This window comes from Paracidobacterium acidisoli, from assembly GCF_003428625.2.
Classification (GTDB): domain Bacteria; phylum Acidobacteriota; class Terriglobia; order Terriglobales; family Acidobacteriaceae; genus Paracidobacterium; species Paracidobacterium acidisoli.
On record NZ_QVQT02000008.1, the window covers coordinates 156,534 to 179,858 of the forward strand.

Consider the following 23,325-nt stretch of genomic DNA (forward strand, 5'->3'; position numbering starts at 1 on the left):
AGCCGGTAAAGCCGTTAGATGGTAAAGCGGTCAGCTGTAAAAGCGATCAGCGGAAGTCCGGTCAGTTAAAGTCCGGATAGCTGGATTCCACTCAGGTTTGCTCTTGCTCGTAGTTGAAATATCAGCTGCGCAAGGGCAAATCGGGGTGGGGCAGCTTACTCCGCCCGCAGACATGTTTCAGGAGTTACAAAAATCCGTCAAACCGTCTTACCCTGTCCATTTTTCGCTAACCGCTTTTCAGCTGACCGGTTCTTCACTGGCCGCTTCTTCACTGACCGCTTTTTAGCTGACAGGACTTTAGCTGCCTTCAGATCAGCTCCGTCTCCCACAGATCGTGCAGGTGGACGATCCCTTCGATGCGCCGCTCTGCATCGACCACCACCAGCGACGTAATCTTCTTCTCTTCCATAAAGTGCAGCGCCCGCACGGCCAGCTCGTCGGCGGCAATGGTCTTCGGCTCGCGGTTCATCACCTCGCCTGCGGTCTTCTTCAGACACTCCGGCCCGTCGAGATCGAGCAGCCGCCGCAGGTCGCCGTCGCTGATGATCCCCGCCAGCCGTCCTTCGCGCTCGACCGTGGTCACGCCCAGCTTTTTGCGCGACATCTCGTAGATCACGTCCTTCATCGCCGTCTCCGGCTGCACCTTCGGCACCGCATCGCCGGTGCGCATCTTCTGGTGGACACGCAGCAGCCGCTTGCCCAGCTTGCCGCCCGGGTGCAGCTCGGCGAAGTCCTCGGTCCGAAAGCCCCTGCGCAGCGATACGGCAATTGCCAGTGCGTCGCCCAGCGCCAGCATGGCCGTGGTCGAGGCGGTGGGAGCCAGGCCGATGCCGCAGGCCTCCTGCTCCACGCTGCAGTCCAGCGCCACGTCGCTCGCCTGGGCCAGCGTCGACTGCATGCTGCACACAAAGCTGATCAGCGCTTCGCCCACCCGCCGGATCACCGGCATCAGGCGCAGAATCTCCTCCGTCTCGCCGCTGGCCGACAGCGCAATCACCACATCGCCCCGCGCCAGCATGCCCAGGTCTCCGTGCGCCGCCTCGGCCGGATGCAGAAACAATGCCGGGCTGCCGGTGGAGCTGAGCGTGGCTGCAATCTTCTGCGCGATGATGCCGCTCTTGCCCATGCCGGTCACCACCACGCGCCCGCGCGATTCGCCGCAGGCGAGCACCCGCTCCACGGCGCGCTCGAAATCCGCCGCCATCGGCCCATCCAGACGGGCGGCCAGCGCCTCGAGCGCTTCGGCCTCGATCCTTACCAGTTGTGACGGTGTGTGTTCGGTCAAAATCACGCCCCAAAACACTCGATGCTATCAGAGCGGCATCGGCTTATTCTGTGCTGTTCCACGAAGTTCCACTAAAATGGTGGATGGAAGGCGGTATCGTGTGCGACGGAACTCTCTTGTCATTCTTGTGATGGTGGCAGCCCTGACGGCGATGGTCTGGGCCGGTGTTGTCAATTACCGGCACCGCAAACAGGAGCAGGCGAAGATGCAGGGCCCGCAGATGCTGCTGGTGCCCGACAACGGCACGCCGTCTTCGGCCGCAGGCGCGGTGCAGCCCGCCGCCGATTCCTCTGCAGATCAGGGGCCCGCCTGGGTCGATCCGCTGCAGGACAAGCCCGCGCCCAACTTCACGCTCGAAGACCTGCAGGGAAAGAAGGTCTCGCTCTCCAGCTTCAAGGGCAAGGCCGTCGTCGTCGACTTCTGGGCCACCTGGTGCGCGCCCTGCAAGATCGAGATTCCGTGGTTTGAAAAGCTGCACGATCAGTACTCTGCGCAGGGGCTGGAGATTCTGGGCGTCTCCGCCGACGACCTCGACAAGGACAACAAGACGCAGAACCAGAAAGACAAACAGCAGATCTCCGAGTTCGTAACGAAGATGCACATGAACTATCCGGTGCTTATCGACGCCGACTCGATTGCGAAGCCCTGGGGCGGCCTCGATGCGCTGCCTACGACCTTCTTCATCGATCGCAGCGGCAAGGTCGTCGCCGCCACGCTCGGCCTCGCAAGCAAAGACGAGATCGAAGCCAACATCAAAAAAGCGCTCGGCAGCGGAGCCGCCTCGTGACACGGCTTCCGCTTCTTCTGTCCGGCGCCGCGCTGCTGCTCTGTGCGGCAGGTGCGGTGGCCATGCAGAAGCTGCCGTGGCAAAAGAGCGGTGCGAACAACGGCCAGCCGCCGCAGTCCGTGGCCTATCTCTATCCCGAGCAGATCACGCTCACGGCAGGGAAGCAGGGCTCCGTCGAGATGCACTTCCGCGTGAAAGACGGCCTGCACATCAACTCGCATACCCCGCGCGAGAAGAGCTTCATTCCGACGCAGCTCATTGTGGCAGAGCCCTCCGGAGTGAAGGTCAGCTCCGTCGATTTCCCCTCGGGCTCCGACTACAGCCCGGCCTTCAGCCCTTCGGACAAGCTCAGCGTCTATACCGGCGAGTTCGTCGTGACGGCGCATATTACGGCAACGCCCGGCGAGCATCTTCTGGAAGGCGCGCTGCGCTACCAGGCCTGCGACACCAACTCCTGCTATCCCCCCCGCGAGGCGCCGGTTGCGCTGGATATTATCGCTGACCAGGTCAGACGATGAAGAAAGTTATCCGGGTTCTGCTGCTCGCTTCGCTGGCGTTTGCCATGCTTTCTGTTCCGGCGGTCTCCTACGCCGCGCCCGCGCCGGGCAACCATGAGACGCGCTCGGACAAGACGCAGAAAAAGTTCATGAAGCAGAAGCGGAAAGAAGAGAAGAAGCTGGCGAAGGCGCAGAAAAAGTCCATCAAGGCCTGGAAGAAGCGCAACCGCTCCGGCCACTGATCCCAGCGGCCGAAGCCTGCGCGCCCCGCTTACACGTCTCCCGGAATGCCGCCCGTATCGCGCAGCCGCCGCACCACGCGTTCTCTTCCAAGTGCCGTCATCACCGCAAACAGACTCGGCGCCACGGCCTGTCCGGTCAGCGCCACGCGCGCGCCGTTGATCAGCGCGCCCGCCTTCACGCCCTTTTCTTCGGCGAAGCCGCGCAGCACCTGCTCGGTCGAAGCCTCGGTGAACTCCGCGGCCGTGTAATAGCGCTCCGCCAGCTCCACCAGCAGGGCGCGCACCGCCGCGTCCTTCAGGAATTTTGTAACAGCGGCGGGATCATATTCGAAATCGTCGCCGAAGTAAGCGCGAAATGGTCCGCCAAAGTCCTTCAGATTGCGCGCGCGGGGCTTCAGCAGATCGATCAGCGAAAGAATCTCGTCGTGCGGCCGTGCCGGGTGGAACTCGGCTCTGCGCCACTCCTCTTCGACCAGCGGCAGCAGCTTATCCGAGCTGTACGCACGAATATATTCGGTGTTGAACCACGCCAGCTTGTCGTTGTCGAAGACGGCGTTGGACTTTGAGATCCCGTCGAGCGAAAAGAGCTGCTTCAGCTCGTCGGAGGAGAAGATCTCGCGGTCTTTATGTGCCGTGCCGGGCGACCAGCCGAGCAGCGCGAGAAAGTTCCGGAAGGCCTCCGGCACAATGCCCATGTCTTTATAGGCGATGACGCTGGTCGCGCCGTGGCGCTTCGAGAGCCGCGTCTTGTCCGGGCCCAGAATCAGCGGAACATGCGCAAAGACCGGCATCTCCGCGCCCAGAGCCGCATACTGCAGCACCTGCTTCGGCGTGTTCGAGATATGGTCGGCGCCGCGAATGATGTGCGTCAGCTCCATGTCGAGATCGTCCGCCACCACGCTCAGGTGATAGGTCGGAATGCCGTCCGAGCGCAGCAGCACAAAATCTTCGATCTCGGCATTGGAGAACTCCACGCGCCCGAAGACCGCATCGTCGAAGCCGGTGCTGCCTCCTTCGGGCACCGCAAAGCGCACCGCGCACGGCTCGCCCGCCGACCTTCTCTGCGCCGCGGTCTCGCGCGCAATCTTCCGGCAGCGCCGGTCATACATGGGAGGCCGCCCGGCAGCCGTGGCTTCGGCGCGGCGCTGTTCCAGCTCTTCTTTCGTGCAGAAGCAGTAGTAGGCGTGGCCGCCGGCGATCAGCCGCTCCGCCGTCTGCGTGTACAGATCCAGCCGCCGCGACTGAAAGAACGGGCCCTCATCCCAGTCCAGGCCGATCCAGCGCATGCCTTCCAGAATGCCCTCGACCATCGCCTCCGACGAGCGCTCGAAGTCCGTGTCTTCGATCCGCAGAATGAAGGTTCCGCCAAAGCGGCGGGCAAAGAGCCAGTTAAACAGGGCAGTACGCGCTCCGCCCACATGCAGGTAGCCGGTGGGTGAGGGCGCAAAACGGACGCGGGGAGACTTGCCTGGATTCATAGAGTAGGACATTTCAGCTCAATATTGGATTCGGTGCCGGCTTCGGTCTCGTGGAAGGGCTCTCTTCCGTTCCGTGGAAGGATTCGTGCTCCGCCGTGGCATCGTCATGCAGTTCTGAGCCGGATCATGCACGCCTCTGTCCACTCCCCGGGAAGCCCTGTGAACTACTTTATCGCAATCACGGCAGCCCGCGTCAGACGCGGCCGTGGCCCTCCCTGCTGCTCTCTTCCTGGCCTGAAAGTTCCGATGAGAACCGCAGCGGGAAAAAACACGGCGCCGGCGCGGAAATCTCTGCACAGTAAGTCACTCCCGCAGTTACATTACTCTGCAGCGCGGAAGCAGAGCATGCGCGACAGAATGTATGGAACCGGAGAAGGAGACCCGTGCGTTACAAAGCCGGATTTGCCGCTGTATGCCTGATGGTATGTTCTTCAATTGAGTTGTTTGCGGCGCCGGCCGCTGACCATCCTGTGAAAACCGCATCCGGGGTTGTCTCCGGAGTTGAAGCTCCCCAATCGCACATTCTGTCCTTTAAGGGCATTCCCTTCGCCGCCCCGCCGGTCGGAAACCTGCGCTGGCGTCCGCCGGTGCCGCCGGCATCGTGGAAAGGTGTCCGCAAGGGCGATCAGTTCGGCGCGAGCTGCATGCAGCATACCAGGAAAGAGGTCCTGCCCTGGACGCAGGAGTACCTCGTCCAGAACCAGGTGAGCGAGGACTGCCTCTATCTGAATGTGTGGACGCCTCAGGCTTCGGCAAAGGCCGGTCTGCCGGTGGTCGTCTATATTCATGGCGGCGGCATGGTCGAGGGCTCGGGCGGCATCGCTGTATACGACGGCGAGAACCTGGCGAGCACCGGCCTCGTGATCGTCACCATCAACTACCGCCTCGCCGCCTTCGGCTTTCTCGCCTATCCCGGTCTTACCGCGGAATCCCGGCATCACAGCTCGGGCAATTACGGGCTGATGGATCAGATCGCCGCCCTGCGCTGGGTGCGGCAGAACATCCGGAACTTCGGCGGTGATCCGGACCGTGTCACCATCTGGGGGCAGTCCGCAGGAGCCTTCAGCGTGGGCGCCCTCATCGCCTCGCCCGAAGCCAAAGGACTCTTCCAGCGCGGCATGGCCGACAGTGGCCTGGGGAATGTTGTCTTCCCGATGCCCGATCTCGCTGCCGCCGAGCAGGCCGGCGTCCGCTTCGCCGAGGCCCACCACGCCCGCAATGTGCAGGAGCTCCGCGCCCTTCCTGCGGCTGATCTGCTGCCCGATCAGCAGGACCGCAGCCTGCACTTCGCGCCCGATCTGGACGGCTGGATTCTCCCCGCCAGCATGCAGGCCCTCAGCGCGCGCGGCACCGACAGCGATGTTCCGGTCATCACCGGCTACCAGGCCGACGACGGCGCGCTCTTTGCTCCGCAGCCCCATTCCGCCGCCGAGTACGACCGCATGGCGCACCGGTACTACGGCAGCTTTGCCTCCGAGTTCGAGCGCCTCTATCCGGCCTCCACGTCCGATGAGATCGCGCAGATGTCGAAGAAAAGCATGCGCGACCGCGACCGCGTTTCGATGTTCCTCTGGGCCTCGGGCCGCGGGAAAAATCATAAGAGTCCGGTCTACACCTACTACTTCGACCGCGCGATTCCCTGGCCGCAGCATCCGCAGTACGGAGCCTTCCACTCCGGCGAGCTTCCGTACTTCTTCCGGAACCTCGGCGTCCTCGACCGCCCCTGGGAGGACGCAGACCACCGTATCGCTCAGACCACCTCGGCGTATCTGAAGAACTTCGCCGCGACCGGGAATCCGAACGGCCCCGGCCTGCCGAAGTGGCCGCAGGTCAGCGCCGGCTCGCCGGCCACGATGGAGATCGGTGTGCAGACCGGCACCATGCCTCTCGCCGAAAAGGTGCGGCTGGACTTCTGGCTGCGCTACTTCCGCTCCCCGGACAGCCGGAACGCTCCGGTTTTCTAAGGCGAGTCCGCCGGCTGCGAGGGCGGTTCTGCCCGAAAGCAGGGCCTCGGCCGCGGGGCGGAGTTAGTGCTGGCGCGGAGAGCCTCTTTACGATATGTTGACGGTCAAAGAGAGTATCCTGCGCGCCGGTAATTTTGCTCGCGCACTCTCTGCAACGTTGTTCAGCGGCAGGCAGTCGTTCTCTTTCCCATAGGTCGTGTTTCTCCCCCTGTGCGACCCCGTGACGAAAGACAGGCCTTCAGGGGATTTCATGGCTTTTCTTCGGCAGTTCGACGACGATGTGTTCATCAGCTACGCCTGGAAGGACGATGAGCCGGTCATCGAGGGCGAAAAGGGCTGGGTCACGCACTTCCATCGCGATCTGCGCAGCCGTCTGGCGCAGTGGCTCGGTGCGGAGGCCAAGATCTGGCGCGATGAACACGAGATTAAAGGCAACGACCCCTTTGCCGACAAAATCAAGTCGCAGCTGCCGCGCACCGCGGTTCTGATCTCGGTCATCTCCCCGCTGTATTTTCACTCCGAGTGGTGCCGGGCCGAGTTTGACGCCTTTCTCGCTTCGGCCAACGAAGATACCACGCTGCCGGTGCCCGTCCTCAAGCGGCTTTTCAAGGTGGTCAAGACGCCCGTCGAAGGCCGGATTCAGCCGCCCGAGATGCAGGCCGTGACCGGGTATGAGTTTTACGAGCTGGACGGCAAGACAGCCTACGAATACAACCGGGAGTTTGGCGAGAAGTGGCGCTACAAATACGCCGACGAGCTGAACCGGGTGGCCTACGATCTGGCCGAGTTTCTCCGCAGCCTCAGCGGCGTGCGCCAGGCCGAGCCCCTGGGCACGATCTATCTCGCCGAGACGACCTCCGACCTGCGCGCGGCCCGCGAAGAGGTGAAGCGCGACCTGATCCATCGCGGCTATGCCGTTCTGCCCGACCGCCCGCTGGCCCAGGACGGGGCAAACTTCCGAGATCAGGTGCGCGAGTCTCTCTCGAAGTGCAGTCTGTCGATCCACCTGGTCGGAGAGCGCTACGGCATCGTCCCGGAGGGCGAGACGCAGTCCCTCACCGAGCTGCAGGCCGACCTCGCCGCCGAGCGCTGCGAGATCGAAGGCTTTCGCCGCGTGCTGTGGATGCCGATGGATCTGAAGACCGGCGACGCGCGGCAGCAGGCGCTCATCAATCATCTGGAGAACGATTCCGACGCGCAGAAGAAGACGGATGTGCTGAAGACCCGGCTCGAGGATCTGAAGTCGCTGGTTGAGGATGTCTTTCAGCGGAAAGCGGTGACTCCGCCGGTGGTGAAGCCGCCGGTCCGGCGCGGCCCGCTGCGGATCTACATCATCGCCGATCAGCAGGATCTTGAGCAGGGGCTGGTGGCGCCGCTCGAAGACTATCTCTTCAATCAGGGATACGAAGTGATCTGCTCTCTCGCCGGACCCGACGAAAAGCAGACACGCGAAGACCATGTCGAGAACCTGCGGCTTTGCGATGCCTCGATCATCTTTTACGGAACCGCGGGAGAGTTCTGGCTTCGCGCCAAGCTCAACGACTTCCGCAAAGTGCTGGACGCCCGAGTCGAACCGGTGCTGTCGCGCTGCATTTACATCGCGGCGCCGGAGACGGACCAAAAGCGCCGCTTACAGACGCGTGAAGCTCTCCTGGTGCGCAATTTTCACGAATTCTCGGGCGACGCCCTCCAGCCTTTTCTGGAGCAGCTTCGCCGCAAACCGGAATAACGGAACATGTCGCAGAATCCGCCCCGCTCCAATCCGTTTCCAGGACTGCGTCACTTCGAGTTTGACGAGACAGCGTTGTTCTTTGGCCGCGACGGCCAGAGCGACGAGGTGCTGCAGCGTCTGCGCATGCACCGCTTCCTGGCCGTCATCGGCGTCTCCGGAAGCGGCAAGTCGTCGCTGATCCGCGCGGGCGTGCTGCCCGCCCTCTATGGCGGCATGATGGTGCAGGTCGGCTCCCGCTGGCGGCATGTGATCTTCCGCCCCGGCGACGATCCCATCGGCAATCTGTCGCGCGCGCTGGGATGCAAAGGAGTCCTCGCTCCGGAGAAGGGCTCGGACGACTCGCTCGACACGGCGCTGATCGAAAGCACGCTCCGGTCAAGCGGCCTGGGGCTGATCGATGCCATCCGGCTGGCGCATCTGCCTCCGCGCGAAAACATTCTGGTGATCGTCGACCAGTTCGAGGAGCTCTTCCGCTTTGCCGGCGCCGCCGAAAGCGCGCGGCGGGAGAACGATGCCGCCGCCTTCGTCAAGCTGCTGCTTGAAGCGACCAGCCAGACTACGGTTCCGATCTACATCATCATCACCATGCGCTCGGACTTCATCGGAGACTGCGCCCGCTTTCTTAACCTGGCGGAAGCGGTCAACGATGCGATGTACCTGATTCCGCGCATGAACCGCGAGCAGCGGAAGGAAGCGATCTGCGGCCCGGTCGCGGTCGGCGGAGCGGAGATCGCGCCCCGTCTGGTCAATCGCCTGCTGAACGATATGGGCGACAATCCCGACCAGTTGCCCATCATGCAGCACGCGCTGATGCGCACCTGGGATTACTGGGAGCAGGATCATCAGGAGGGCGAGCCGCTCGATCTGCGCCACTACGAAGCGATCGGCGGCATGGCCGAGGCGCTTTCGCGGCATGCGGACGAAGCCTGGGCGGAGCTGCCCGACGACCGCCACCGGCTCATCGCAAAACGGCTCTTCCAGTCGCTGACCGAGAAGGGTGGAGACAACCGCGAAGTCCGCCGTCCCACGCGCATCATCGAGATCATGGAGCGCACCCACGCCAGCCTCGGCGAGGTGCTCGCTACGGTCGAGTGCTTCCGCCGCCCAGGCCGCTCGTTTCTGATGCCGCCCTCCGATGTTCCGCTCGAGGAGCAGTCGCTGGTCGACATCTCGCACGAAAGCCTGATTCGTGGATGGCAGCGTCTTCGGGAGTGGGTGCAGGAAGAATCGACCTCTGCCGAGACCTGGCAGCGCCTCGCCGAAACGGCTGCCTACCATGCGCAGGGAAGGGCGGGATTTCTCACTGAGCCGGAGCTTGGCGTTGCGCTCGCGTGGCGCGATCGTGAACTGCCCAGCGCCGCCTGGGCCCGGCGCTACCGCGGCAACTTCGAGCAGGCCATGCGCTTTCTCGATGACAGCGCGAAGGCGCAGCAGGCCGAAGCGCTCGAAAAAGAGCGCAGGCGGGTAAAGGAGCTGCGCCGTCTCCAGGTCTTTGCCGCGGTCGTGCTGCTCGCCTTTCTGGTGGCGGCGTTCCTGGGTGCCGTCTCCATTCATGAAGGCAAAATTCTGACCAGCCAGAAGACCGCTCTGCAAAAGGAAAAGGACCGAGCCGATTCGGCGCTCGAGACGGCGCAGCAGAGAGCGGTGGCGCTGGCCGTACAGAAAGCAGAGGCCGATCGTCAGCGCACCGCCGCGGAGCAGGCAGAGGTCGAAGCCGATAACCAGCGGGCTGCCGCCGAAGAGGAGAAGAAGGACGCGCAGCTTTCCGCAGGGGAGCTGCACGAGGAGGTGCTGGCCTCGCGCGGCAAGCTCATCAGCGATCAGCAGAGCGTCGAAGTTCTGGCCGATGATCTCGTGGGTCAGTCTTCGAATCTCTACGGCATCCTGGCCCTCCAGGAGAAACAGATAGCGCTGTCGGAAACAGGCGATCACCAGGGATCGATTGAACAGCTCAGCCGGATACTGGAGATTCAGCCCGACGATACATTGGCGCTCGCAAATCGCGGCTATGAATATCTCCTCGTCGACCAGCCCGAAAAGTCAATGGCCGATCTGAAGCGCTATATGGCTCAGGACCCGCGCTCGCCCGACGTGCTGCAGAACATGGCCATCGATGAGGCCATGCTGCGCGATTACTCGGCGGCCAGACAGAACACACTGAAGGCCATTGAACATTACAGCCCCACCGAAGATGAATCGCGGTTCGAGAGCGAGGTTTCCCCCGATATCCAGGAGGCGACCGGTCATAAGCTCATCCAGCCGCCTGGACCGGCCTTTCTGGTTGCGCTCTATTACGAGCTCGCCGCCATCGACGCCATGAGCGGCGATGCGCGCTATACGGCCGATCTTGCTGAGGCCGACCGTAAAGCCGCCGCCTTCGGACAGCCGCATTATGCCTACGAGGCCGTCCTCGACTGGGCCTGGATGGAGACAAGGCATTTTCCCGACTATGGAATCTCCGCATTTTTTGGGGATATCTGGAAGCGCCTCGGCGACGTCTCCGGTGGAGATCTCCGCTTCCGCCGCTGGTCGACTGAGCAGTATCTGCACTTTCAGTCCGAAGATGCGCAGCACCACGACCCGCGCTACCGGGGGCTGCGGGAGTGGGTGCGGGCGCGTCTGGGCGGTCTGAAACCGTCGCACACCGAAGAAGCCGGCAGCCCCGATGATGTGAACATGCTGCAGATGAAGGCCCAGGAGCTGGAATCGGTGAATGGCGACAGCACCGATGTGATGAAGCTCGCTGCGGAGAGAAGTCTTCTTGACGCAGCCATAGCGAAGGAGAAAAAGACCGAGCCGATGCCTCTGCTTCGGCACGATAAGCTGGCGCAGCTTCTGGTATCGAGAGTCAGAGTGGAGAACTCGGCGAAGGATTTTTCCTCACTGCGGAGAGACTGCAACGAGATTCTTACCCTCGACCCGCACAATGCCGCTGCCGAATACTTTCTGGCCATCAATGAAACCGATGACGCGGCGAAGGAACGCCACTTCCAGGCGGCGCTTGCAGACAACCCCTCCGACGTGACCGTTCTCCAGAGTTATGTCGGCTATCTGTACAGCAAGGGCGACGATGCCAGTCTTCAGAAAGCGTTAAAGCTTGCCCGGGATCGCGTGAAACTCTACCCGTTTGCCCCGGGAGCGCAATCCGATGTGGCGACCATCGAGCATCACCTTCACCATGAAGAGGAGGCGCTGGACACGATCAATCGGCTGCTGAGCATTGCGCCCGAGGAAGGAGCGTACTATGAAGACCGCCAGGCGATTGAGGCCGCTATGCCCGACCGGAAGCAGATGGCGGATATACATCTGATCGCGGGCTATCTGACTGCCGGCAACGCGCTCGCGCTTCTCGACCGGCAGGACGAAGCTCTGGCTCAGTATCTGCAGGCGCTGCACGCCGCCGCCGATCTTCCCGATCAGAAAAATAAAGACGTTCAGTTCCAGACCGAGCTCACCGCCAGAACCATCACCGATTTCCTGACGGAGCGCGCATCCGTCGACGAAGCGGCGCGCTTCTGGCGCAACACCGCAGCATCCACGAAGAATCCGGTCATGGTGCAGTGGGCGAACAGGGAGCTGGAGCGTCTCGGCAGCAGCCAGCAGGCGCAAAGCAATCAGCAGCAGACGCAGGGCAGTCCGCAACAGGCGCACTGAGCGGCGCAGGTACGCGCCTGGTGCAGCCTGTGCGTTTCACCGGAACAGCTCCGTCGAAAAGGGTTCGCGTCTCTAGTTGGATTTCACGCCGTACTGATCGTCAATGACCTTTGCCTCGGCCTCCCGATGCTCCAGTCTCAGGGTATAGCCAAGGTTCTGCGCGAGTGTTTTCGTGTTCGCGGCCGATTTCCCCACGCTCTGTTCCGTGGCCTGCAGCGCCACCCGGAACTCTTTCTCCGCGTCGGGATAACGATTTTCCTTGAGATAGATCAGCCCCAGCCGGTTCTGCGCAAAGGCAATGTTGGGATGGTTCGGCCAGTCGGCCTGGTAGGTGGTCAGCACGGAGCTCAGGACCTCGGCGGCCTCCTGATACTGCTTCTGCGCCTTGTCTTTCTGATCTGTCGCCACGTAAAGGTCGCCGAGATCGACCTCCGTATCGCTCAGCAGGCTCGTGATATTGTTCGGGCCTTCGATTCCGCCGCCGCCGGCAGTGGCGCCAGGATCGCGGCTGGCCGCAGCAGGCAGCTCGAACCGGGAGACCATGTACCGCTGACTGTTCACTCTGAGCACTTCATTTTGCCGGCTGCTCTCGGCCCACATGGCCAGAGCGTTTTTGTATTGCTGGATGGCATCGGTCAGATACAAGTCGGCGCTCTTCTCGTTTGACTTGCGATCCGCTTCCTTGTCTTTTGGCTGATCGGCGGCCTCTGCCATATAACCGGTCCCGAGCCGCATCTCGGCAATCGCCATCGAGGACGTCGGCGTCGCGAGCTGCACATCCGACTCTCCATAGGTATTCATCAGAATGCCGACTTCGGCCTGATAGCACTTATAGGCGGCAAAGTTTTCGTTGAGCGTGTTGTAGTTTTTGGTGTCTGTGTCATGGTTCAGGTAAGTATTGCCCAGCTGATCCAGCTTCTTCGCAACCGGCATCAGGTCGGCCTTGTACAGTTTCAGCGCGACTGCTTTGCTGTTGGCGATGAGCTTTTCTGCCTCTTCCCCCCGGTTCAGCTCATAGTAGGTGATATAGATGAGCCAGTTCGTAATGCGCGGCCGCGGTCCGTCGGGGTCGATCCGGTTGGCGACGTCCAGCGCCGACTGCAGCAGCACGACGGCATTCTGATCGAGGCTCAGCTTGGTCGCCGCCTCGGAGGCATCCTGGCTGGCCTCGATCGTATCGATGGCGGCTTCAAAATACGTGCGCCAAAGGCTGTCCGGTGGACGAGTGTCGGCTCCCATCGCGGTACCGGAACACAGAGTCGCGAAGACCATAACGCCTGCAAAGACAGCGCGGCTGCGGGAAAGAGATCGTCTGAAATGTGTGTTCATCTGGAGCGCCCGATGGGACCACGCCGAGGGGGAGACCGGTGCCATCAGATTCCCTGATTTCCCGGCCTTTGGCAAGAGGCATCTCGCCCATCGCGGAAAAGCCCCGGCATAACCGCGAAAGACGGATCGGCACCGGTCTCTTTTCGCAGCCGCCGGAACGGCTTGACTTGCCGCCGCGGCAGTCATTACATTTGGGACGCCGTTGATTAAAGCGCAAAGAATTGTTCGTATAGCGCAATGAGGAAGGAACGGGAAAAGATGAAAATCACCCGATCGATCCAGTGGGTCGCCTCGCTTGCCGTACTCGCCGCTCTCCATGTGCCGGCTGCATGGAGCCAGACCGAGCTGCCCGCCTTTCCGGCCGACGGCGGCATCTCCGGCTCGTCGCTCACCGGCTGGACGCCCCTCGGCCACGCCGCGTGGACCGCGCGCGATGGTGTCGTGACCGCGCAGCCGAAGACGCCGGAGGGCGGCTGGCTCGTGCTCGGCCGGTCGCTGTCGAATATCGGCTTCTACACGAGAATCCGCTGCGCCGGAGACTGCAAAGCCGGTGTTCTGCTGCGTGCGGAGAAGACGGCCGACGGCGGAATGAAGGGCCTGTACGTCGCGCTGAGCGACAGCGACCGCGGCGTCTACGCGCTCACCGTCGATGCCCAGGGCCGCGACGTCTCGCGGGTGAAGCTTCCTTCCGGAGCCAGCTTCGGCGGTCTGTCCAGTCCGCATGCAAATACCCCTCCTGAGATTGACGCGCTCCAGAAGATTCGCAACACCGTCCTTCCTTCGCTGCGCGCCATGACGCCGCAGACCGCTGATATGCAGCCCCTCAACCGGCCCACCGGCGATTACCTTCCCGGCGCCTGGAATTCGCTGAATATCTTTCTCTTTCAGGATGCCTTCAATCCGTCGGTGAATGGCGGCGTCGACGGCACCGGCGCGCTCACCGATGTGATCGTTCCGGCCGATCTCGGAACCTATGGTCGGATTGCGCTCTATGCCGGAGGCACAAAGCCCGCGCAGTTTTCCGGTGTCGCGTGGAAGGATCTGCTGAAGCGCGAGCGCCCTGCGGAATATCTCTCGTCCGATTTCGAGATGCACCGTCTGGACGGCCTGTTCTACTCCTGGTCGCCGGCCGTCGGCGATTTCAATCACGATGGCCATCCCGACATTGCCGCCGGACCCTGGATCTACTTCGGCCCCGATTTCACAAAGGCGCAGGAGTACTACACGCCCGTGGCCTACAACCCCACCGCCGATTATCCGCAGCTTTCCACCGTCGCCTTCGCGCACGACTTCACCGGTGACGGATGGGACGACATCATCCAGTTCACCGGCAATGCCGGATACATCACCGGCTGGCTCTACGTAAATCCCAAAGGCCAGTCGCGCCACTGGGATAAGTACAAGGTTCTCGATCTGCTCGCCAACGAAGACACCGAGTTGGTGGACCTCTTCGGCGACGGCAAAGTGGAGATCCTCCACGGCGGCCCCGACTACGGCCTCGGCTACTCCATGCCCGATCCGAAGGACCCGACCGGCAAGTGGATCATCACAAGGATTGCGCCGAAGGGACCGTGGGGCGACTTTCTCGTCCATGGTCTGGGCGCGGGCGACATCAATGGCGACGGGCGGAAAGACATCATCTCACCCTTTGGATGGTGGGAGCAGCCGCCGCCCGGAACCCAGGGCTACTGGAAGTACCATCCCTTTGCCTTTACGAATTTCGGCATCTCGCAGGGCGGCCCAGGCGGCTCGACGCTCGGCGTTTACGACGTCAACGGAGACGGACTGAACGATGTGGTGACGGCGCAGCAGGGGCACGGCTTCGGCCTGGCATGGTTTGAGCAGAAGCGCGATGCGGCCGGAAACATCACCTTCGTGCGCCACTGGATCATGAACAACTGGCTCGATAAAAATGCCGGGGGCGTAACCTTCACAGAGCTGCACGCCATCGGCTTCGCCGACATGGATGGCGACGGCATTCCGGATATCGTGACGGGCAAGCGGTCGTTCTCGCACCTCGACAGCTGGCACGATCCCGATCCCTGGGGCCAGCCCGTGCTGTATATCTACAAAACCGTTCGCGATCCGCATGCGCCCGGTGGAGCGCGCTTCGTGCCGGAGATGATTCACAACTTCTCCGGAGTCGGCGCGCACATCGAGCTGAAGGACATGAACGGCGACGGCCTGCCTGACATCGAAACGTCGGGACCGTACGGCACCTTTGTCTTCATCAACAGAATGAAGCAGGGCTCGCATCGCGCCGATATCTCAGGCCGGTAGCTTCTGCCCGGTACAGGCCGGTTACGTCCGCAGCGTAACGGTCAGCACCGGGCAGGGAGCATCCACGATCATCTGAAATACCGCCGACGTATGCATCCCGAGGCTGAAGTGCGCAGAGGTGGCAGCGCCCAGCACCAGCAGATCGATGGAACGCTCGCGGATATGTTTCATAATCTGTTGCTGCGCGCTTCCCGTCTCCACAAATGCGCGCGCATCGCAGAACTCCTGTGCCCGCTGCGGCTCCAGATCTCGAAGCGGTCCATAGCAGCGCTGGATAAGCTCAGAGAGATGTTCCGGATGGCGAACATCTTCCGGACGAAGGACGTGGAGCACATTGATTTCAGCGCCGAACTCCTCCGCGAAGACAGCGGCAAAGGCTGCCGCATGAATGGAAGCAGGCGTGACTTCGGCGGCATAAAGAACACGCCGGAAGGGAAACACCGCCGTCTGCACCTTCGGCCCCACGATCAGAGCCGGCCGGCGCGTCGCGCGCAGAATCGCTTCGGCGACCGATCCGATGATTTTCCGCTCCACCCGTCCGCCGCCATGCGTGCCCAGCACAATCAGCGAAGGCGCGTTCTCCTCAGCCAGTCTGGGAATCTCTTCCTTCGGGTCGCCTTCCACAAGCACCGGGACCGGCTTGACCGATGTCGATGTCAGCACCGCTGCCTGCTCCGACAGCAACGTCTGCAGGTCTTTTCGCTGCCTGCTTGCAGAAGCGCCTTCGGCTTCGGCTTCCATCGCGGGCTCCGACAGCGTGAAGGCATGCGCGGCCAGCAGTCTGGCCGAGAACCACGCGGCAAGGTACATGGCATACGTCCCGGCCAGCCGCGAGCTTACCGAGAAATCGGTCGCGTACACAACGGTTTTCAGATTCGGTTCCGGTCTCTCGCCGATATCGTGCAATCCAGCTCCTCCTGAGAAATCTAAAGCGTGGACCTGCGCAGTCGCTCTGTTACGGAGTGGCTCCGGTCTGATAGTTCAGCGCCGCCAGAGCCAGTCTGTACTGGTACGAGGCGTTGGTATGGCGAATAGCGGCATCGGTCTGCTGATACTGTGCCTGGCTCAGCTCGACAATCGAGCTTAGTCCAAGCCGGTAGCGGGTCTGCGCCAGGGTAAGCGCCAGGTTGGCCTCCTGCAGCAGATCGGCCGTTACTGCCACTCGCTGAAACGCGGTGTTGGCGGCAAGCCACGAGGTGCGCACATCGCGCACGATGCGGTCGCGAAGAGCCCGCCCCTGCTCTCCCTCGGCCTGCGCGCGCAGGCTCGCCTCCTTTGCCTGCGATGAGTAGAGAAATCCATTGAAGAGTGGGATGGTCATATTCACGCCGATGCCGCCCCACCAGTTTTCGTTGTAGTACGCAGCCGGACGGATGGGCACGCTGCCCGCTGTGCCTGCGGCGCTGATGCTCGGGAGCATCTGGTCGCGCTCCGCGTGGCTGTACTTCACCGCCGCCTGCTGGTTGTACTGCAGCGCCTGCAGATCGGGCCTCTGCTGCAGACCGGTCTGAATCAGCAGCTCCACGTCCGGTGGCGGAGCCGGAGCATCCGCATGCTGCTCCACCAGCTCATACTTCACCAGCTTGTCCAGTCCCAGCACGTCATCGAGCGCCGCCATCGTCGAGTCGGCATTGTTCTGCGCATCCAGCAGCAGCAGCTTCGCCTGCGACAGATTGACGTCGGCAAAGCTCAGGTCGAGCGTCGACTTCAGCTTGTTCTTCGTCATCTGGCCTACCTGGTCGTCGGTCGTCTGCCGCGTGGTCACGTTCTGCTGCGCCACCTGCAGCAGCGCCTGGGCCTCGAGCGCATCGTAGAAGGCCTGATCGGTCGCCAGCACAATGTCTTCGATCGTCGCCAGCGCGCCGGCATTCTGCGCCTTCTCCTGCAGCTTTGAAGAGGCCACAAGATTTCTCGTTCTGCCAAAGTCCGTCAGCAGCTGTGTAAAGCCTCCGCCTGCGCCAGCGTGCTCGAAGAGGCGCGAGGCCGTCAGCGATCCGGCGGAGATGCGGCTGGCGTCCTCCGCATCCATCGCCGTAATGCTGCCGGTAAAGGCCGGCAGCTCCGCGGCTCTGGTTTCGCGAACTACCTGGTGCTGCGCCAGCGCCAGCAGATGGCTCGCGCTTATCCTGGGGTTGTTCTTCACGGCCATCTGCTCCGCCTGCGTCCGCGTCAGCCGTGGAAGCGCTCCGGCATCCTGTGCGGAAGCCGCTGCCGTATCCGGCGCGGCGTGCATGGCTGCGTCAGCCTGCGGCATATCGGCGCGGGAGATGAGCCGGGCCGGTGGAGCATCGGGCAGCGCCGGGACCGTCATCTGCTTCTGTGCGGATGCAGCGCCCGCGGCCGAGGCCAGCAGGCACAGGCAGGCGGCGGAAAGCAGCCTCGTCATCGTTTCTGTGCTCACTATGCTTTCTCCTCGGCAACGGCCATGGTTGTTTTGCCTCTGCCGTGAATCAGCAGATACACGGCAGGAACCAGGAATACGGTGACCACCACGGAAACCGCGAGGCCGCCGATAATGGCGCGCGCCAGCGGCGCATACTGCTCGCTGCCCGCTTCGATACCCAGCGCCATCGGAATCATGCCGAGCAGCGTGGCGAGCGAGGTCATCAGAATCGGGCGCAGTCGAATCCTGCACGACTGCACCACCGCTTCGAGCAGCGGCCTGCCCTTTTCATGCAGGGTTCCGGCGAACTCCACAATCAGAATGCTGTTCGAGACAACGATACCGGTCATCATGATCACGCCCATCAGCGACATGATGTTCAGCGTGCTGTGCGTTGCCAGCAGAATCACCACCACGCCCACAAGGCCCGGTGGAATCGCCATCAGAATGATGAACGGATCGACGAACGAGGTGAACTGCGCCATCAGAATCAGATAAACCAGTGCGATCGAGAGCAGCAGGCCGATCGCAAACCGGTTGAACGACTGATTCATGCTCACCACCGCGCCCCGAACCGTGATGCGAACGTTCCTCGGCGTGGTGATGCCGCCGATGATTTTGTTTACCTCGCGGTTTATGTTCACCAGCGTCTCCGTCGACGGCATGACGTAGATGTCGATCACGCGGCGAATCTGATAGTGGTCGATCTCCGTCGGCGTATTGATCTCCTGAATATTGGCGACCGACTGCAGCGGCGTGTAGTTCTGCTCGTTGCTCGCGCGCAGAGGAATCTGCCGGAAGTCGTCCATCGTCATATCGGCGATCTTCTGGTCCGAATACTGCACCGTCAGCATGTAGTTGTTGCCCGTCTTCGGATCGATCCAGTAGCTCGGCGCGATCATGCCGTTCGAGGTCATCGCCGTGATCACGTTATCGACCACCTCTTTGGGAGAAAGCCCGATCAGGCTGGCGCGCTCGCGGTCGATATTCAGCTCGAGGCCCGGATAGCGCAGGTTCTGCGGAATCAGCACATCGCTCACATCGTGTAGCTTTCTCACCTGCGCCGCAATCTGCTGCGCCATCGCGAAGGACTGGTTAAGGTCATTGCCGCTGATCTGAATATCGACCGGAGCCGGAAGTCCCTGGTTGATCACGGAATCGACGAGACCGCCCGCCTGGAAGTACGTCGTCAGCTCGGGCATATCCCTCGCCAGCCTGCGCCGCACCCGGTTCATATAGGCATAGCTTCCGATGGTGTGATCCTCTTTCAGGCTCACCTGAACAAAGGCCGTGTCCATCGTCGAGTTGCTGGTGTAAATCGACGAAAGATCGGGAGTAATGCCGATATTCGACACGATCATGCCGAGATCGTGAGGAGAGACGGTATCGCGAATCTCCTTTTCGACCTGCGCAATGTACTGGTTGCTCAGCTCGATGCGCGTGCCGCTCGGACACCGCACGTTGATGACGAACTGCCCCGGATCGGTGCGCGGAAAATACGATCTGCCGAGAAAGGGGAACAGGCCGATCAGGATCACCGCCATGCCGCCGATAATCACCGCCGTCGTCACACCCGGTCGCCGCAGCGTGCGCATGACCTGATACTCGTAGTAATCCAGCAGCCGTTGGAACGACTCGTTGAACTTCGTCTCGAATCGACGAAAGAGAGATGGCGGCTTCGCCTCGCCTGGAGCTTCATGATGCGAGAGGCGAATGAACTTCGCGCAGTAGAGCGGCACGACCGTCATCGCGAAGATGTACGACGCGAAGATCGAGAGCACCACGCCCAAAGCCAGATCGGTGAAGATGTATTTGCTGACTCCGGAAAAGAAGGTAACAGGGAAGAAGACGATGGAAGTGGTGGACGTCGCCGCCAGAACGGCCAGCGACACTTCCATGCCGCCTTTTTCCGCAGCGGCATACGGCGCTTCGCCCATCTCCATGTACCGGAAGATGTTTTCGAGCACGACGACGGAATCGTCGATCAGCCGCGAGAAGGCCAGCGCCAGCCCGCCGAGCAGCATGGTGTTGATCGACCCTCCCTTCGCGTGCATCAGCAGCATGCACAACAGTGCCGAGAGCGGAATCGACAGCAGCACCGCGAAGGTGGCGCGCGGACTCCCGAGGAAGACCAGGATCATGATGCCGGTCAGCACCAGTCCGATGCCGGCTTCTTTGAGCAGATTTTTGACCGCTGCCTTCACGAAGAGCGACTGATCGAAGACGACCGCGGTCTTCAACGAAGCGGGAATATCGACCAGATGCCGGATGGCGGTCTTCATTCCGTTCACGATGGTGATGGTGTTGCTGTCGCCGCCCTGCTTCAGTACCGGAATGTAGACCGACCGCTGCCCGTCGATGCGTACGATATTCGTCTGCAGCGTGCCGGAATCTTCGGCGTGCCCCACATCGCCCACCAGCACCGACGCGTTGCCCACCGACTTCAGCGGCAGATCGTTGATCTGTTCCGGCGTCGGCACCTGGCTGTTGGCGTAAATGTTGTAATCCTTCGAGCCGATGCGCACGTCGCCCGCGGGCAGAATCAGGTTCGAATCGTTCACCGCGTGCACCACATCCATCAGGCTCATGTTGTGCGCTTCCAGCTTCAGCGGATCGACGTACACCATGATCTGCCGGTAGCGCCCGCCGAACGGCTGCGGCACCGAGGCGCCTGGAACATTCGCAATCTGGTTGCGCACCTGGAACTGCGCCAGGTCCTTCAGCTCGGTCTCATTCAGCCCCTTGCCCTTCAGCGTCACCAGGCACACCGGCTGGCTCGATGCATCCATGCCCAGCACGACAGGCGGCAGCGTCCCTGGTGGCAGTCGCCGCAGATCGGCCATTGCCAGGTTGGCAATGTTGCTCTGCGCCGCATTCGGATCGGTGCCCGGCTTGAAGTAAATCTTGACCAGGCTCACGCCCGTCAGCGAGCGCGACTCGATGTGATCGACGTTATTGGCCAGCGTAAAGAAGCGCTCGAAGGTATCGGTAATGTCCGCTTCGATCTGCTGCGGCGGCATTCCGGAGTAAAAGGTGGCCACGACGACCACGGGTATATCGATCGTCGGAAACAGATCGACCGGCATACCGGCGATGCTGGTAATGCCGACCACGGCGATCACCAGGCACATCATGATGATGAAGTAGGGATAACGTAACGCGAATCTGGGCATTACTCCCCGCCTCCGGACTGCTCCGCGTTTACGTCAAACGTCGGCAGCTGCCGCACCACCGGCCGCACCGTCTCGCCGGGCTGATAATTCGCCTGTCCGCCCGTGATCACGCGATCGCCTTCGGCCAGGCCGCTCTTCACCTCCACCAGGTTCGAACCCTGCAGCCCGGTCGCAATCGTGCGCAGCTCGACATGGTTCCGCGCATCCACCACCAGCACCGAAGCCTGATTGCCGTTGCGGACCACCGCCATCACCGGAACGGTGAGAACGTTCTGCCGGCGCTCCAGCTCGATCTTCGTGTTCGCATACATGCCCGGAGTCAGCGACAGATCCCTGTTCTCCACATCGATCTCCGTCTCCATCGTTCGCGTGGCGAGACTCACATCGCGTGTGAAGCGAACTACCCTGCCCACAAACGAGCGATTCACCGCGTCCACGCGCACCTGCACCACCGCGCCTTCGTGGATGTACTGCACCGCATCTTCAGGAACCGGAAGACGCAGACGCAGCAGATCGCTCTGCGAAAGCTTCACCACCGGCAGCGACTGCACATCCGACGCGGTCCCGGCCTGAATCAGCGCGCCCGTATCGGCATAGCGCCAGATGATGACGCCGTTGAGCGGAGACGTGACCTGGGTATAGCCCATCAGCGCGCCGACGCGCTCATGATTGGCGCTGTCCACATCGGCCTGCTGCTGTGCCGCGGCAAGCGACGCTTTGGCCGCGTCGACCTGTGCCTCCGCGGAGAGATCCTTTGACTGCGCATCGTCCAGCTCCTGCTCCGCGATCAGACCAGGCTGCGCCGCTGCCGCCTGCTTCAACCTCCGGTAGTCCGCATGCACGGCGCTGTGTTCCGACTCGGTGCGGGCCAGCTCATGTTCGGCGCGTGTGATCTCATCGCGGCTGCGTGCCAGCTCCGCGACGGTGCCCTTCAGCTGCGCGCTCAGCTCCGGCACCTCCAGAACCGCAAGCACCTGTCCCTGGCGAACCTTGTCGCCGATATCGACATAGATGTGCCGGATATATCCCGACACCTTTGCATGTACGTCGACCACCTGGTACGGCTGAAACTGTCCCGCCAGGTTCAGCGTATGTGTGATCGTTCCGCGTGTCGCCGGAGCGACCGTGGCCGACGGAATCTCCGCAGCGCTTGCCTGGGAGCCGGAGGCGCCGGAGTTGCAGGCAGTCACGCCGCACAGAATGGCCGGAGCCAGTCCCGCGGCGAAAATCAAGGCGATAGGCTTTCGCATAACCTGAATGCACCTGTTCATGGATTTCAGGCCGACGGTGCCTGCATGGCGAATGGGTTCTCCGGCAGAGAACGCGCCATGAGACAGCCGGCAATGAAAGTCAGGCCGGATTCAATCTGTAATGAAAGGGAGAATCAGGAAAGTGCGGGAGGAGGTCGAAAGAAAAAGGCATTCAAAGCCGCGGTTTGACGCAGCTTCCACGGACTCTCCGTTTCCGGCGCTCGGTCCTGCGAGGTAGCCGCATAATCGGCGGCCAGCAGCAGGAAGACAAGAAAGACCGTGAAGACCGACCAGTGAAAATCCGTCGACGATGCGCGCAGATCGTTCTCAGAGACCGCCGCGTGTTCCGTTACCGTAGCATGCTCATTTTTGGACAGGAGCTTGGCTTCCGGCATCTTGCGCGTGATCGACTGCGGCGGATCGTACAGCGACAGCTTGTATTCAAGTCCCCAGGCGAATACAGCGATGCCCAGCCACAGGAATGCGAGAGTAAACCAGAAGTATCGCGCTCGTCCTGTGCATGTGAATTTCAAGCTGACTGAATCCTGTCGTCCGGCGGAGACTGAGGGCACACTCCGACGCTCCTCAGTATACCCTGTGAGTTTGGATGGCGCGCAGGGGACAATGGTGAGCAAAATATTGTGCGGCGCATATTCATATCCCGATGAATGTCCGCATAAATACCGGTAAATCCTCGCCTTACGGCTCGTCTGCGAGGATACTTTTTAATCTTCGCATCCCGGCCTGCAGAGCCTCGACCGGTGAATCTGAAAAATGTAGCGTGAAGTTGTCCAAATCTTCATCTCCCGCGCGTCATCGTGGTGTCGGGCCTTTGCGCCCGCCGCAAATTCATAACGAGGATGGTCTGGCATGCAATATCTTCTGATGGTCTATGTGAACGAGAGTGACTGGCCGAAGCTGACGAAGGAACAGCAGGAGCAGGGCTTCGCGGCCTACATGGCGTATACGCAGGCGCTTACGACGGCCGGTGCTCTGAAGGGCTCGAACCGTCTGCAGCCGGTTGCCACCGCAACCACGGTGCGCGTCACGAACGGCAAATCGCAGGTGCTCGACGGCCCCTTCGCCGATTCGAAGGAACAGCTCGGCGGATACTTTCTGATCGATGTGCCCGATCTCGATGCGGCGCTCTCGTGGGCCTCGCGCTGTCCGGGCGCAGGCCACGGCACAGTGGAAGTGCGTCCGGTCTGGGCCATGCAGGGCTGATTCGTCATGGCCGACCCTTCTGTGCTGCGCAATGCTGCCGGAGGCTT

Annotated in this window: 16 protein-coding genes; 8 read left to right on the plus strand and 8 right to left on the minus strand. The window is 61.9% G+C overall.

Annotated elements, in window-relative coordinates; all coding sequences use genetic code 11:
- Positions 1-307: 307 nt before the first annotated feature.
- A complete protein-coding gene (locus D0Y96_RS19405; RefSeq protein ID WP_252263962.1) occupies positions 308-1,285 on the minus strand; it encodes a KpsF/GutQ family sugar-phosphate isomerase in 978 nt (325 codons plus the stop codon).
- A 100-nt stretch (positions 1,286-1,385) separates the two neighbouring features.
- Between D0Y96_RS19405 and D0Y96_RS19410 the strand changes: the two genes are divergently transcribed.
- Genes D0Y96_RS19410 through D0Y96_RS19420 form a run of 3 tightly spaced genes read left to right on the plus strand, consistent with a single transcriptional unit; the run spans position 1,386 to position 2,811 of the window.
- A complete protein-coding gene (locus tag D0Y96_RS19410) occupies positions 1,386-2,072 on the plus strand; it encodes a TlpA family protein disulfide reductase (RefSeq protein WP_117303377.1) in 687 nt (228 codons plus the stop codon).
- Positions 2,069-2,590: a protein-disulfide reductase DsbD domain-containing protein gene (locus D0Y96_RS20540; RefSeq protein WP_117303379.1), complete on the plus strand. Its 522-nt coding sequence runs from the start codon at positions 2,069-2,071 to the stop codon at positions 2,588-2,590. The genes D0Y96_RS19410 and D0Y96_RS20540 overlap by 4 nt, the downstream gene beginning before the upstream one ends.
- A complete protein-coding gene (locus tag D0Y96_RS19420; RefSeq protein WP_117303381.1) occupies positions 2,587-2,811 on the plus strand; it encodes a hypothetical protein in 225 nt (74 codons plus the stop codon). Before D0Y96_RS20540 ends, D0Y96_RS19420 begins: the two co-directional genes overlap by 4 nt.
- 29 nt (positions 2,812-2,840) lie before the next feature.
- Here the strand turns inward: D0Y96_RS19420 and gltX are convergent, their stop codons facing one another.
- Positions 2,841-4,301 (minus strand): glutamate--tRNA ligase, encoded by a 1,461-nt coding sequence (gltX, locus tag D0Y96_RS19425; protein WP_252263963.1) that lies wholly within the window; start codon positions 4,299-4,301, stop codon positions 2,841-2,843.
- 458 nt (positions 4,302-4,759) lie between these two features.
- On the opposite strand from gltX, the gene D0Y96_RS19430 reads away from it, so the two are divergent.
- The 3 genes from D0Y96_RS19430 to D0Y96_RS19440 all read left to right on the plus strand — a co-directional run bounded on the left by D0Y96_RS19430 (position 4,760) and on the right by D0Y96_RS19440 (position 11,639).
- Positions 4,760-6,253, plus strand: a complete 1,494-nt coding sequence (locus D0Y96_RS19430) for a carboxylesterase/lipase family protein (protein WP_158562506.1) — start codon at positions 4,760-4,762, stop codon at positions 6,251-6,253.
- Positions 6,254-6,503: 250 nt separating this feature from the next.
- Positions 6,504-7,982 carry a toll/interleukin-1 receptor domain-containing protein gene (locus D0Y96_RS19435; RefSeq protein WP_117303388.1) on the plus strand — a complete coding sequence of 493 codons (1,479 nt, stop codon included), beginning with the start codon at positions 6,504-6,506 and terminating at the stop codon, positions 7,980-7,982.
- Between the two features lie 6 nt (positions 7,983-7,988).
- Positions 7,989-11,639, plus strand: a complete 3,651-nt coding sequence (locus D0Y96_RS19440; RefSeq protein ID WP_117303390.1) for a tetratricopeptide repeat protein — start codon at positions 7,989-7,991, stop codon at positions 11,637-11,639.
- 72 nt (positions 11,640-11,711) lie between these two features.
- On the opposite strand, the gene D0Y96_RS19445 is transcribed toward D0Y96_RS19440, so the two are convergent.
- Positions 11,712-12,911, minus strand: a complete 1,200-nt coding sequence (locus D0Y96_RS19445) for a tetratricopeptide repeat protein (RefSeq protein WP_117303392.1) — start codon at positions 12,909-12,911, stop codon at positions 11,712-11,714.
- A 315-nt stretch (positions 12,912-13,226) separates the two neighbouring features.
- Between D0Y96_RS19445 and D0Y96_RS19450 the strand changes: the two genes are divergently transcribed.
- Positions 13,227-15,248: an FG-GAP-like repeat-containing protein gene (locus tag D0Y96_RS19450; RefSeq protein WP_158562507.1), complete on the plus strand. Its 2,022-nt coding sequence runs from the start codon at positions 13,227-13,229 to the stop codon at positions 15,246-15,248.
- 21 nt (positions 15,249-15,269) lie between these two features.
- Here the strand turns inward: D0Y96_RS19450 and D0Y96_RS19455 are convergent, their stop codons facing one another.
- The 5 genes from D0Y96_RS19455 to D0Y96_RS19475 all read right to left on the minus strand — a co-directional run bounded on the left by D0Y96_RS19455 (position 15,270) and on the right by D0Y96_RS19475 (position 22,587).
- The gene (locus D0Y96_RS19455; RefSeq protein WP_147325152.1) at positions 15,270-16,109 is read right to left on the minus strand and encodes a universal stress protein; all 840 of its coding nucleotides are present in this window, start codon (positions 16,107-16,109) and stop codon (positions 15,270-15,272) included.
- Positions 16,110-16,203: 94 nt separating this feature from the next.
- Positions 16,204-17,649, minus strand: coding sequence for a TolC family protein (locus D0Y96_RS19460; RefSeq protein ID WP_350449125.1), 1,446 nt, complete (start codon positions 17,647-17,649; stop codon positions 16,204-16,206).
- Positions 17,649-20,804, minus strand: a complete 3,156-nt coding sequence (locus D0Y96_RS19465; RefSeq protein ID WP_117303399.1) for an efflux RND transporter permease subunit — start codon at positions 20,802-20,804, stop codon at positions 17,649-17,651. The genes D0Y96_RS19460 and D0Y96_RS19465 overlap by 1 nt, the downstream gene beginning before the upstream one ends.
- Positions 20,804-22,054 (minus strand): efflux RND transporter periplasmic adaptor subunit, encoded by a 1,251-nt coding sequence (locus D0Y96_RS19470; protein ID WP_117303402.1) that lies wholly within the window; start codon positions 22,052-22,054, stop codon positions 20,804-20,806. Before D0Y96_RS19470 ends, D0Y96_RS19465 begins: the two co-directional genes overlap by 1 nt.
- Before the next feature lie 134 nt (positions 22,055-22,188).
- Complete coding sequence (locus tag D0Y96_RS19475; protein WP_117303404.1) at positions 22,189-22,587, minus strand: hypothetical protein; 399 nt, start codon at positions 22,585-22,587, stop codon at positions 22,189-22,191.
- A gap of 337 nt (positions 22,588-22,924) precedes the next feature.
- Here D0Y96_RS19475 and D0Y96_RS19480 point away from each other — a divergent pair, with 337 nt between their 5' ends.
- Positions 22,925-23,278, plus strand: a complete 354-nt coding sequence (locus tag D0Y96_RS19480; protein ID WP_117303407.1) for a YciI family protein — start codon at positions 22,925-22,927, stop codon at positions 23,276-23,278.
- Positions 23,279-23,325: the final 47 nt, after the last annotated feature.

What these genes read in the sequence shown, in the direction of transcription:
- D0Y96_RS19420 (WP_117303381.1), top strand. Translation starts at nt 2,587, where the DNA reads ATGAAGAAAGTTATCCGGGTTCTGCTGCTCGCTTCGCTGGCGTTTGCC.
- gltX (WP_252263963.1), bottom strand. Translation starts at nt 4,301, where the DNA reads ATGTCCTACTCTATGAATCCAGGCAAGTCTCCCCGCGTCCGTTTTGCG.
- D0Y96_RS19435 (WP_117303388.1), top strand. Translation starts at nt 6,504, where the DNA reads ATGGCTTTTCTTCGGCAGTTCGACGACGATGTGTTCATCAGCTACGCC.
- D0Y96_RS19440 (WP_117303390.1), top strand. Translation starts at nt 7,989, where the DNA reads ATGTCGCAGAATCCGCCCCGCTCCAATCCGTTTCCAGGACTGCGTCAC.
- D0Y96_RS19445 (WP_117303392.1), bottom strand. Translation starts at nt 12,911, where the DNA reads ATGGTCTTCGCGACTCTGTGTTCCGGTACCGCGATGGGAGCCGACACT.
- D0Y96_RS19450 (WP_158562507.1), top strand. Translation starts at nt 13,227, where the DNA reads ATGAAAATCACCCGATCGATCCAGTGGGTCGCCTCGCTTGCCGTACTC.
- D0Y96_RS19465 (WP_117303399.1), bottom strand. Translation starts at nt 20,804, where the DNA reads ATGCCCAGATTCGCGTTACGTTATCCCTACTTCATCATCATGATGTGC.
- D0Y96_RS19470 (WP_117303402.1), bottom strand. Translation starts at nt 22,054, where the DNA reads ATGCGAAAGCCTATCGCCTTGATTTTCGCCGCGGGACTGGCTCCGGCC.
- D0Y96_RS19480 (WP_117303407.1), top strand. Translation starts at nt 22,925, where the DNA reads ATGCAATATCTTCTGATGGTCTATGTGAACGAGAGTGACTGGCCGAAG.